This window comes from Vibrio ponticus, assembly GCF_009938225.1.
Lineage (GTDB): Bacteria > Pseudomonadota > Gammaproteobacteria > Enterobacterales > Vibrionaceae > Vibrio > Vibrio ponticus.
Genome location: NZ_AP019657.1, coordinates 3,203,469 through 3,215,656, shown reverse-complemented (window position 1 = coordinate 3,215,656; position 12,188 = coordinate 3,203,469). Strand labels below are relative to the sequence as shown.

At 44.6% G+C, this 12,188-nt stretch carries 12 protein-coding genes; 2 read left to right on the top strand and 10 right to left on the bottom strand.

The features are described 5' to 3' along the window. Positions 1 to 168 precede the first annotated feature (168 nt). From GZN30_RS14595 to GZN30_RS14560, 8 genes are all read right to left on the bottom strand, one after another. The gene (locus GZN30_RS14595; RefSeq protein ID WP_075651933.1) at positions 169 to 945 is read right to left on the bottom strand and encodes a phosphoadenylyl-sulfate reductase; all 777 of its coding nucleotides are present in this window, start codon (positions 943 to 945) and stop codon (positions 169 to 171) included. After that, a complete protein-coding gene (gene cysI, locus GZN30_RS14590; RefSeq protein ID WP_075651931.1) occupies positions 938 to 2,662 on the bottom strand; it encodes an assimilatory sulfite reductase (NADPH) hemoprotein subunit in 1,725 nt (574 codons plus the stop codon). The genes GZN30_RS14595 and cysI overlap by 8 nt, the downstream gene beginning before the upstream one ends. Next, a complete protein-coding gene (locus GZN30_RS14585; protein ID WP_171972070.1) occupies positions 2,662 to 4,551 on the bottom strand; it encodes an assimilatory sulfite reductase (NADPH) flavoprotein subunit in 1,890 nt (629 codons plus the stop codon). Before GZN30_RS14585 ends, cysI begins: the two co-directional genes overlap by 1 nt. Positions 4,552 to 4,699: 148 nt before the next feature. Then, entirely contained in the window at positions 4,700 to 4,939 is a 240-nt protein-coding gene (locus GZN30_RS14580; protein ID WP_075651927.1) for a hypothetical protein, read from the bottom strand. A gap of 189 nt (positions 4,940 to 5,128) precedes the next feature. Then, positions 5,129 to 5,785, bottom strand: coding sequence for a TIGR04219 family outer membrane beta-barrel protein (locus GZN30_RS14575; protein WP_083627214.1), 657 nt, complete (start codon positions 5,783 to 5,785; stop codon positions 5,129 to 5,131). A gap of 59 nt (positions 5,786 to 5,844) precedes the next feature. Continuing rightward, the gene (pspG, locus tag GZN30_RS14570; RefSeq protein ID WP_075651925.1) at positions 5,845 to 6,054 is read right to left on the bottom strand and encodes an envelope stress response protein PspG; all 210 of its coding nucleotides are present in this window, start codon (positions 6,052 to 6,054) and stop codon (positions 5,845 to 5,847) included. 160 nt (positions 6,055 to 6,214) lie between these two features. Then, entirely contained in the window at positions 6,215 to 7,255 is a 1,041-nt protein-coding gene (gene dusA, locus GZN30_RS14565) for a tRNA dihydrouridine(20/20a) synthase DusA (protein WP_075651923.1), read from the bottom strand. 370 nt (positions 7,256 to 7,625) lie between these two features. After that, positions 7,626 to 7,883: a hypothetical protein gene (locus tag GZN30_RS14560; protein ID WP_075651921.1), complete on the bottom strand. Its 258-nt coding sequence runs from the start codon at positions 7,881 to 7,883 to the stop codon at positions 7,626 to 7,628. Positions 7,884 to 8,369: 486 nt separating this feature from the next. Here GZN30_RS14560 and zur point away from each other — a divergent pair, with 486 nt between their 5' ends. Continuing rightward, positions 8,370 to 8,816 (top strand): zinc uptake transcriptional repressor Zur, encoded by a 447-nt coding sequence (zur, locus tag GZN30_RS14555; protein ID WP_075651919.1) that lies wholly within the window; start codon positions 8,370 to 8,372, stop codon positions 8,814 to 8,816. Positions 8,817 to 8,833: 17 nt separating this feature from the next. Next, positions 8,834 to 9,295 (top strand): chemotaxis protein CheX, encoded by a 462-nt coding sequence (locus tag GZN30_RS14550; RefSeq protein ID WP_075651917.1) that lies wholly within the window; start codon positions 8,834 to 8,836, stop codon positions 9,293 to 9,295. 484 nt (positions 9,296 to 9,779) lie between these two features. Here the strand turns inward: GZN30_RS14550 and cysC are convergent, their stop codons facing one another. Together cysC and GZN30_RS14540 are read right to left on the bottom strand one after the other, a co-directional pair. Then, complete coding sequence (gene cysC, locus GZN30_RS14545; protein ID WP_075651915.1) at positions 9,780 to 10,397, bottom strand: adenylyl-sulfate kinase; 618 nt, start codon at positions 10,395 to 10,397, stop codon at positions 9,780 to 9,782. Between the two features lie 11 nt (positions 10,398 to 10,408). After that, positions 10,409 to 12,133, bottom strand: a complete 1,725-nt coding sequence (locus GZN30_RS14540; protein ID WP_075651912.1) for an SLC13 family permease — start codon at positions 12,131 to 12,133, stop codon at positions 10,409 to 10,411. Positions 12,134 to 12,188: the final 55 nt, after the last annotated feature.

Sequence of the window (12,188 nt, the reverse complement as noted above, 5' to 3'; positions counted from 1 at the left end):
TGCAAAAATTACAAAAATAACGCTTACATGCAGCTTTTTCGCTCAAAGCTTTATTTATTTAAATTTACCCCAAACAAGCCAACAACTCATCCACAAGGTTATCCACAATTCGTGATTTTTTAAGCATAAAAAAGGCTGCGTTAAGCAGCCTTTTCTTTATACGTCGAACTAAATTCCCGAACCGTGCTCTTCTCCATCCTCTTCATGGAGTCCACATTCACGTTTCAAACCGAAGAAGCGAGTTTCTTCTTCTTTCATCCCAGGTTCCCACTTTCTCGTTGTATGTGTGTCGCCAACAGAAAGATAGCCTTCTTCTCTTAAAGGGTGATAAGGCAAATCGTGCTCTTCTAAATAGTAGTGCACATCTTTATTACTCCAGTCGATGACAGGTAAAAACTTAAACACACCATTTTGAATCGAAAGAATCGGCAAGTTCGCTCGTGATTGTGACTGCTCTCGGCGTAGACCTGAGAACCAAGTTCCAACTTCTAGCTCATCTAAAGCACGGCGCATTGGCTCTACTTTATTTAGCTTGTTGTATTTCTCGATGCCTTCAACACCTTGTTCCCACAATTTGCCATGCACCGCTTCTTGCCACACAGGACTTTGCTGCGCGCGATACACTTTAAGGTTCAGACCAAGCTGTTGAGTCAATTGCTCAATAAACTGATAAGTCTCTGGGAACAGGTAACCGGTATCCGTCAGTATTACCGGAATATCAGGCTTAACTTGAGTCACGAGATGCAGCATCACTGCCGCCTGAACACCAAAGCTCGAAGAAACCGCAAACTCACCCGTGAGATTGTCCACCGCCCAACTCACTCGTTGCAGCGCTGTCATTTGTTCTAGCTCGGCATTGATCAGACCCAGTTGCAGAATCTGCTCTGTTTTAGTCAACGTGAGTAATTGTTTTAACTCAAGTGAACTCACGGTTGAATTAAGCATGCAAATCCCTCTTTGATACAAAGACCTCTTCAATGATTCCGGCGCGAATTGCGAAATCACCAAAGCACTCTCCTTTATTACGCTCTTTTGCCCAGCGTCCCACCAGCAGATCAATTTCTTCTAGGATCTGTTTATCGGTAATGTTCTCTTTATACATCTTCGGAATACGCGTACCACCTTTGTTACCACCTAGATGCAGGTTATAACGACCAGGCGCTTTACCTACTAAGCCAATCTCAGCCAACATCGCTCGCCCACAGCCATTTGGACAGCCGGTAACACGTAAGATAATGCTGTCTTCTTTCGGTAAACCGTGTTTCTCAAGAATACCTTCCACATCGGTAACAAATTGCGGTAGAAAACGCTCGGCTTCAGCCATCGCTAACGGACAAGTCGGGAATGCCACACAAGCCATAGAATTTTTGCGCTGCTCACTGACTTGGTCATCCATCAAGCCGTGCGCTCGTGCAATTTTCTCAATCTTCGCTTTGTTGGACTTAGCAACGCCCGCGACGATTAAGTTTTGGTTGGCTGTCATGCGGAAGTCACCTTTGTGAATCTTCGCGATTTCAGCCATCCCCGTTTTAAGAGGCTTACCAGGGAAATCAAGTAAGCGACCATTTTCAATAAACAGTGCCAGATGGTGCTTGCCGTCAATACCTTCTACCCAACCGATGCGATCCCCTCGTTCAGTGAACTCATAAGGACGACTGGCGGCAAACTTCACTTCTGCACGCTTTTCTACTTCAGCTTTGAACACATCAATACCGACACGATCAAGCGTATATTTGGTCTTGGCATTTTTACGATTCGAACGGTTACCCCAATCACGTTGTGTCGTGACCACAGCAGCTGCAACATCTAAGGTTTTATCCAGTGGTACAAAACCAAAGTCATCCGCGCGACGCGCATAAGTCGAGGTATCACCGTGGGTCATCGCCAAACCACCGCCCACCAGCACGTTAAAGCCAACCAATTTGCCGTTTTCAGCAATGGCAACAAAGTTCAGGTCATTGGCATGCACATCGACATCATTCTGTGGCGGGATCACAACCGTCGTTTTGAACTTGCGCGGTAAATAGTGTTTACCGAGAATCGGCTCATCATCTTCTGTGGTTTCTACTTTCTCGCCATCTAACCAAATCTCGGCATACGCTTTGGTTTTTGGCAGCAGATGTTCACTGATCTTTTTCGCCCATTCATACGCTTCTTGATGAAGTTCAGACTCTACCGGATTGGTGGTACAAAGGACGTTTCGGTTCACATCACCTGCGGTAGCGATAGAGTCGATACCAATACTATTTAGTGTTTGGTGCATCAGCTTAATATTTGGCTTTAGAACACCGTGGAACTGAAAGGTCTGACGCGTGGTTAAACGAATACTGCCATACAGCGAATGTTCACTGGCAAACTTATCGATGGCCAACCACTGCTTTGGCGTAATAATGCCGCCCGGCATACGTGCACGCAGCATGACATTGTGTAGAGGTTCGAGTTTCTGCTTCGCACGTTCATTGCGAATATCGCGGTCATCTTGCTGATACATACCGTGGAAACGGATCAGTTGAAAGTTATCCGCGGTAAAGCCACCCGTAATACGGTCTTGTAAATCTTGCTCTATAGTACCGCGAAGAAAATTACTTTCGCGCTTTAAGCGTTCATTGTCAGCATAAGGACCTAATACTTCACCAAGTACTTGTTGTTGTTCTTTGCTCATTAGTACACATCCCTTTGGTAACGTTTTTCCTTACGCAGATTATTAATAAACTCTTCTGCTTGCTCTTTACTTAGTTTGCCGTGCTCTTGTGCAACAGAAACCAATGCTTCGTGGACATCTTTCGCCATACGAGTCGCATCACCACACACATATAGATAAGCGCCCTCTTCAATCCACTGCCATACTTGAGCACCGTTTTCTAGAATGCGATGCTGAACATACACTTTCTCTTGTTGGTCACGACTAAAGGCAACATCCAGTTGAGTGAGTAATCCTGATTTCAGATATTTCTGCCACTCCACCTGATAAAGGAAGTCTTGAGTAAAGGTACGATCGCCAAAGAATAACCAGTTCTTACCTTCTGCCTCACGGTTGTCGCGCTCCTGAATAAAGCTGCGGAAAGGTGCAATACCAGTCCCAGGTCCAATCATGATCACTGGCGTATTATCATCTTGAGGAAGTTTGAAGTTATTGTTGTTTTCAATAAACACCTTCACTTCCCCCCCCTCTTCTAAACGGTGTGAGAGGTAACTCGATGCGCCACCGAAGCGAAGCTCTTCACCTTGTTGATATTCGACCACACCAACGGTTAAATGCACTTCGTCTTCCACTTCAGATTGCGCCGAAGCAATCGAGTATAGACGTGGCGTCAAACGGCGCAGTAAACCAACCAGCTCTTGCGCGCTCAATTTGGTTTTCTTCTCAGCCAATACATCGATAACTTGAGTATTGCCCGCGTACTCGCGCAGCTTATCTTTATCTTCCACCAGCTTTTGCAGCTTTTTGCTACCTGATAGTTCAGCGAACTTAGTCACCAGTTGTGGATTAGCAGAGGTAATTTCATATTTCGCCACCAATGCGCTGTGAATAGAAAGACTGTCTCCGTCGACATCAACACTTTCAACACCAGACAGCCCTACTTTGGCTAAAATAGCATTGGCAAGTTCAGAGCTGTTTTGATACCACACACCCAATGCATCGCCAGGCTGATAAGTAATGCCTGAACCATCAAGATCAATCTCAATATGGCGAACATCCTTACCTGAATCTCGCCCGGTAATTTTCTGACTCGTCAGTAACGTTGCGGTGTAAGGATTCTGTTTGTTGTATTGCGCATGACCAGTGGCAGCCTGCCCTACTGGCAGTTGCACAACTTCCGCCTCAGCGCCTGATGAGAGATCATCTTTCACAGTATCGAGCGCTTTAGCACGCCATTCTTTAGCTGGAGCTTCGTAATCCACATCACAATCAATACGATCAATAAAAGGAGTCGCGCCAAGTTTTGCCAGGTAAGCATCAAAATCTTTACCGGTTTGGCAAAAGAACTCATAACTAGAATCCCCCAGACCAATCACACCGTACTTTAGGTTGTTGAGCTTCGGTGCTTTCTTTGATTGCAAAAATTCATGCAGTTCGATGGCATTATCCGGCGCTTCCCCTTCACCATTGGTGGAAGCCACGACAATCACGTGGGTTTCTTTGGCAAGGTTCTTACCTTTGTAGTCACTAGCGTCAAATAGCTCAACAGCGATACCTTGTGCTTTCGCTTCATGCTCTAACTCTTCTGCAACACCTTTGGCGTTACCTGTTTGTGAGGCAAAGATAATGGTTAACTTGCCTGCGGGTTTTGCAGCCACCACGGCTGCCGCTTGGCTAATTGGCGCTGCTGCCGCAGCAGGTTGATTTTGGGCTAATCCCCAGAAATAACCACTCACCCACGCCAGTTGCTGAGAAGACAAACTTGATACGGTTTGCTGTAACTGACCTAATTGCTGATCATTAAGAGGGCTAGCGATTGATGGTAATTCTGGTGTATTTGCTTGCGAGAGCTCTCCATTGGCTGAAGACTCTTTCTTATTTAAAGACATGGTCTCGACATCCCTGTTCATTGCGTGATGATAGATTAACCACTCTTTTTAATAACAAGAAAGAATAGAAGTGAATGTTTTATAACTTTTGGAATTAAAGCAAGTGAACACTAGCCATAAGAAGAAGGCGCTAACGTAGCACCAATGTATATAGCAACAAGCTGCGAGGCTAAAGAGGACGTTGGTCTTCGATACGAACTTGATTAAAGCCGACTGCCATCGCCGATTTAGAGGCGATATCTAAATTACCATAGTGGCACTCTTCACCATGCACATCAGTCAGCAATAAAAATCCCCCTTCCGCGTGACGAAACTCTACCACCCAAAGCCCTTCTTCAGCGGATGGTTCAATGATGGCTTCAACCAACTGATTGTCTCTATACAACGCGCGCAGTTCATTAATCGTCATATTTGCTTCTCTGCGTAACTGTCCCTGTATCTATAAGCATGGTGCATAACGATAAAACTGCTAATAAAAAGCCCGACATTATGACGAAAATGTATAAAAAAACGCCACCATCACTGGTAGCGTTTTAAAAAAGTAATCACTCACTTCGACTTTGCTAGTGATTAATTAATGGCATCACTTGGTCGTCACTTAGAAACGAAACTCAGCGCCAACAAAAAAACCATCGACAAAGATGAGAGACTCAGAGATTTCTGGGGTTTCATTGGCTAAATCATCAAATTCTAAATCGACAACTCGATAGCCAGCTCTAATCGCGACTGAATCACTGGCTTGATATTTAACTCCTGCCAATACGTCAGCTCGCTTGATATCTTTACTGTTACCAAAATCAAACTGACCTATGATGTCAAAATCCGTATTTGGGATGGAAAGCTCTGCGTAAGCATACCAATTAAAGGTAAGTTCATTAAAACTGTACGAGGGCTGTGGAGAAATGCTAGTACGATAGTGGCTATCGCTATACTTGGTTAAGCTCACCCCTGCATCGAACAACATGTGCTCGCGCTCAAGTAAGCGATAGTAAAGTGAGAAGTCATATTTATCAAAACCAGCATAATCGGCATCAATGCTGGTGTAGCGCAAGCTCGCGTATGGCAAATAAGGTTGGTCATGTTCGATAGCAACAAATAGATTGGGACCTGTAGCATGATCCCGACGTTGTTCATCTATCTTAGTGTCACCAAACCATGCATCTGCTCCCACCGTAGTGCGAATAGAATTCGCAAGTGCTGAGCTAGAGAATAACAGCACTGACACTGCTGTTAGCCAAGACATCCTTGTGGTCATAGATAGGCTCTCAGTTTTTTATTTGACTCCTTTGAGCCTACCACATTTTGCCAAGTTCGCTATCGTGAACTACTCACATGGTTTTTGAAAAACCAGATACCTATCGCGATCACTATCAACCAAGGGAGAATTTTAAGTACCACTCCCACCATGCCCATTAATACCATCACGGCAATAGCAAAACCTGTTGCTGCAAATACCGTCAGCATAGTGACGCCTGTAACCAGTAAGGTCGCGATAAAAACTAAAACAAAGATTAACTCAAACATAGTGTTTCTCCTTTCTTTATCCTCTCTATCGCAGAAAGTGTGCCAAGTTTTCACTTTGACATAAACCATTGATTTTATTAAAGGTAATAAAAAAGCGCTCTAGATTGAGAGCGCTTTCTATCTAATTATTGGTATTTTTCACCAACTAGGTTGGCAAATATTACACATTCAACTCTTTTGGAATTTTCGCGAGTGCCGCTTCAACCACTTCAATACCTGAACCTGGCTTATGCGCATTCTCACTAATGTGACGACGCCATTGGCGCGCACCTGGCATGTTTTGGAATAGACCTAGCATATGGCGAGTAATGTGACCTAAATAAACACCCTTAGATAGCTGCGCTTCAATGTATGGGTACATCTCTTGTACGACTTGGGTACGCTTTTTCACTGGCTTATCCAGACCAAAGATCTGCTGGTCCACTTCTGCCAAGATGTATGGGTTTTGGTAAGCTTCACGCCCCACCATGACACCATCAAGATGCTGAAGGTGCTCTTTGGTCTCTTGCAGTGTTTTTACCCCACCATTTACGGCAATTTCCAAATGAGAGAAATCTTTCTTCAATTGGTAAGCGCGTGGGTAATCCAATGGTGGAATTTCACGGTTCTCTTTCGGGCTTAAACCAGACAACCACGCTTTACGCGCATGGATCGTGAACTGCTCACAGCCCCCCTTCTCAGAAACGATAGAAACGAAGTCAGTCAAAAACTCATAAGAGTCTTGATCATCGATGCCAATGCGGGTTTTAACCGTCACAGGAATATCCACCACTTCTTTCATCGCTGCCACGCACTCAGCCACCAGCATAGGCTCAGCCATCAGGCAAGCGCCAAAGCGACCGTTCTGTACACGATCAGAAGGGCAACCTACGTTGAGGTTAATTTCATCATAACCACGCTCAGCTGCTAACTTGGCACAAGTAGCAAGATCGGCAGAGTTTGAACCACCAAGTTGTAGCACTAACGGATGCTCTTCTTCGTTATATGCTAGGAAGTCGCCCTTACCATGGATGATCGCACCTGTGGTCACCATTTCGGTGTACAGTTGCGTCTCACTAGAAAGTAAACGATGAAAGTATCGACAGTGGCGATCAGTCCAATCCAACATAGGGGCAATGGAGAAACGAGAGCTTGGATAAACTAACTGACTCACTTGATTTTCCTCGCTTTGATCAACAATGTGGTTGGCATGATTTTGCATGATGTATTCCCATTTGTGTCCAACTTACAGCATTTTTACGTAGTATGGGCACGCATTGGACCCAAAAATGACAGAGTTTAGACCGACAACTTAACACGCCAAAAAAGCCGCCTTATTTCAAACAAGCCTTTCCGAACCGTGGTTTCATAAAAAAGAGCGCAGATTCTACATCAAGTTCATTCCGCACCCAAGTCTGGAGGTAAACAATGGCATGATACGCATTGGGGAAAGCCAATATATGCACTGATTGGCTCTGTGAACCCAATCCGTTTAAAAATGTGGGTATTCGACAAGTCACTATACCAAGAGACACAAATAACAATGAGGGCGTTGACATGAAAGCTGCGGATGGCTTCAGACTGACAAAGGATTAATGCTTAGCATACTTAAACCAAAACAGTACTCTAAACATCAATTTAGACGCTGCTAACGCTCCTAATCCATTGGATGCATTCTCTTTCATTTCTGACGTAAACAATTTGTCATTCACAAATAAGGCAGAAAAGCCTATCACCAACCAACACAAGTAAAATAGCGAGTAAATTAATAGATCAAATGAAGACAAAATTACAGCAGGAGCCATAATGGCAACAAAAAACATCCCTATAAAACCAAGTATAAATTCCATTAAAACCTTCCTTTGAGCTTGGGCTAGGTCGCAATCCTTGCTGACCTGAGATCTCACTATCTCACAAAATTAGCGCATCATATACGCTAAAAATGTAAATATTAAATATCTCGGCTAGAAAACATGAGCAATGTGCACCGATTAAATAAGCAATATAGCTCAATGCAAACAACTGTTAACCATAGCATGCCAACACCACTCTCTAAACAGATTAGATTTTCATCACGTTGTTTTCTTGGGTGTTTAAGCACGATTAAAACGCGTTGAACCAGTGATAAGACTCTGAAACCTTAACCTTCAAGTCACTTGGCTATATCGTTTCTTTAGATATTTTGGTAAGTTAGATCATTCAATAGTCCGGCTAACTGATTCACCTCGAAGTGCTATAAAAGTCTCGATGGTCTTATCATAATGACGCGAATGATGAACACTGCTCAAAATTGAGTGATATATTGTAAATAAGTCCAATCGTTATGGTGAAAAAATTTGGACCAAGAGTTACTGAAACAAATCGAAGATATTTGTGCTGCTAGAGGCGTAAGGTTTACGTCGCAACGTAAACAGGTTTTCAAATTGATTTGTGCTAGCCCCAAGGCGTCTAGCGCTTATGAATTACTCGAGCAATTAAAGCTTCACGAACCTCAGGCAAAGCCACCAACGGTCTATCGTGCGCTCGATTTTCTGCTGGAACAAGGTTTTATACATCGAGTCGAGTCAACAAATAGCTTTATCCAATGTTGCTCGTGTAACGCACATAAACATTACTCGCATCTACTAATATGCGACAAATGTAGTAATGTTATTGAACTGCAAGATGATAGTTTGGTAGCCTTACTGGCTAATAATGCTGAAAAACATGGCTTTAAGATTACTAATCATGTCATAGAGTCACATGGTATTTGCCAGTCATGCTTGTCTGATATTAAAGAATAACGATATAGAAGAAATATATGCGTGCTGAATTTGTAAACCCGTTTTTAGCTTCATTGATGAACGTTCTAAAAACGATGGCTTCACTGGAGTTGAAGCCGCAAAAGCCTCGTGTAAAAAAAGACGAGATCGCTAGGGGTGATGTATCGGGTCTAATCGGGATGGTTGGTCCGCAAACTCGTGGCTCGATGTCGATTACTTTTGATGAAAGTCTTGCGCTAGAGATCATGCAGAACATGCTGGGCGAACGCCCAAATGGTTTAAATGACGAAGTCACTGACATGGTTGGTGAAATCACCAACATGGTCACCGGTGGTGCAAAACGTATCTTGGCTGAAAGTGGCTTCGATTTCGATATGGCAACCCCTGTCGTCGTCTCTGGTAAAGGTCACACCATTCGTCATAAGTGCGAAGGGGCAATTATCATCATGCCATTTACCTCTCAATGGGGTAACGCTTTTATCGAAATCTGCTTCGAATAATGGTGTAACAAAAAGAATTCAAAAAGCTTCCCGTGATAAGGAAGCTTTTTGCGTTTTTACGCAGAGAAAGCATTGGCAACATGGTAAACCCAAAGCAGCCGCGCGAGCTTGCCGAGCTTTGGGATCATAGTAACCCATTCCCTTTCCTACCCAGCTCAACTCGCTTTGAGATCATGGTAACCCTAATACTCAAAAAGGTGAGGCAAACAAGTTTCACCAATCGGGTTCAGCAAAATAGCGATGCAAAACTGACTCCCCAGACTCTCACTTAGTTAGAGCAAACTGCTTTTTTTGAGAGCTGAACAAGTAAATAGATCATGGGTAACCTAAAGCTCTTTACGTCGCCGTAATACATCTTCGTCAGTTACTCAAAGCTTATGCTATATAGCTTAACTGGCTTTAGGATCATCACAACCCAAAAGCTAGTTAAACTGTACAGCGAACTGAGAGCTTACTATTCGCTTTGATATTGAAGTACGATGATTTACTTAATAATCTCGCGCTGCTTGAGCGCCTGAATACATTGCTCAACCAACGCTTCAATCGGTAACTCGCCGGCGGGCAAATCGATTTCTGGTTGCAAGGGTGCTTCATACTCTGAGTCGATACCGGTAAAGTTAGGGATCTCACCTGCACGGGCTTTTTTGTATAACCCCTTCGGATCACGTTGCTCACACACATCAAGAGAAGTGTTGACGAAGACTTCGAGAAACTCGCCTTGCGGCAATAAATCACGCACTAACTGGCGCTCTGCGCGGTGAGGAGAAATAAATGCAGAGAGCACAATCAGTCCTGCATCTGCCATCAGTTTCGCCAACTCACCAATACGACGAATGTTTTCACGGCGGTCTTGTTCGGAAAAACCTAAATCACTGCACAAGCCATGGCGCACATTGTCGCCATCCAACAAGTAAGTATGGTAACCAAGTTCTGCCAACTGATTCTCCAGCGCGCCAGCGATGGTCGATTTACCTGCTCCTGATAATCCCGTAAACCAAAGCACTACCGGCTTTTGCTGCTTTAAATTGGCACGAAAGCTTTTATCAACGGTGTGCTGATGCCACACTATGTTCTCATCTTTGACATTGGTTTCTGTCGTCATGGTTTAGTCCTTTAATACGGGAAAAAGAGTGGGATCAATGCCAGTACCAGCACTGAGTAAACAATAGAAATCGGGATCCCAACTCGTACATAATCGGATAATTTGTAATTGCCTACGCTATAAACCAGTAAGTTGGTTTGATAACCGTAAGGGGAAATAAAGCTCGCACTGGCACCAAACAGTACTGCCATCACAAAAGGCATTGGGTCGACGCCATAGCCAATCGCCATACTGTAGCCAATGGGAAAAGCGAGCGCGGCAGCGGCATTGTTGGTCACCAGTTCGGTTAAGATCAGCGTCAGCAAATATGTTGCCACCAGCGCGCCAAACACTCCCCAACCGTTAAAGGTTTCGATAAACATCTGCCCCAACTTGACCGATAAACCAGATGAGAGCATCAATTGAGCAATCGACAGTGCTGAACCAACGATAACGACAATATCAATCGGGAAACGGCGGCGTAGTTCACTCAACTGAACAATACCGAGAAACAGGGTCGCAAGAAGAAAAACCGCCAAGCCTTTGATTAACGGCACCCACTCAAGCAATGCGAGCGCGATGACGGCGCTAAAACCGAGCAATACCGTGGTAGATTTTTGGAAGTCGAGACGTGCGCTCGAGTCGAGATCATTGACCAAGACAAATTCTTTGCGGTGAGCACGGCGCTCTGCCTCAAAACGTTTTCCAGGCACCAGTACTAAGGTATCGCCGGCATTGAGCGTGATATTACCCAGTCCGCCCTCTAAACGCTCATGACCGCGGCGGATCGCCACCACCACCGCATCAAATCGATCACGAAAACGACTCGTCTTTAAGGTTTTATTGCAAAAGCTCGCCGATGAGCTCACCACCACCTCAACAAAACTCTGTCCATTCAGGTGATGCTGACCAAACAAGGTTAAGCCTTGGATCTCTTGCAGCGTGGCAACACTTTCTATGTCTCCACAAAACAGCAGTCTGTCATTGGCATGCAGAATAAATTCCGGATCAACCGAGGGCATGGTTTTGCCATCACGGATCACTTCAGCTAAAAAAAGCTTACGCAACGCCCTAAGTTTATTCTCGGTGATACTGCGCCCGACGAGAGGCGATCCTGGCTCGACTTTCGCTTCAAGAAAATAAGGCAAATCATCTTGCGATTGATCGTCGTAATTCGGCAATAAATAACTGAGCGGAATTAGGATCAACAAGCCACCAAACAACACTGACAAACCGATCATTGTTGGGGTAAAAAAGCCTAAACTTGGCAATCCGGCATCTTCAACAAAGCTGTTAATGATCAAGTTAGTCGATGTACCGATCAAGGTTAAGGTGCCACCTAAGATCGCTGCATAAGAAAGTGGGATCAATAACTTCGATGGCGCGTGTTGCTGATTGCGCTTAATCGCACCAATTAGCGACACCACGACTGCGGTATTGTTGGTAAAAGAGGACAACAACGCGGTCGATACCCCCATTTTTGCCACCACAGAGCCTAAACGCCCAGTTGATAGACTGCGGCTCACCCAACTGATGAGCAGGGTTTTCTCTAGTGCCGCTGATGCGAGGATCAACAACACTAAAGTTAACAGTGAGGAGTTAGTGAAGTTGGTTGCCACTTCATTGAGTTCGATCATCCCGGCAAGAAAAGCAATAAATGCAGCACCTGCGAAAATAAAACTCGGCTTTATACGGGTGGCTACAAGGCATGTGACAATGCCGAGTAAGATAGCCAACACAAATCCTTGTTGCCACATACCGCGTCCTTACTTGATCCAATATCAGTGCCGCACCTACCGCGGCACCAGATTG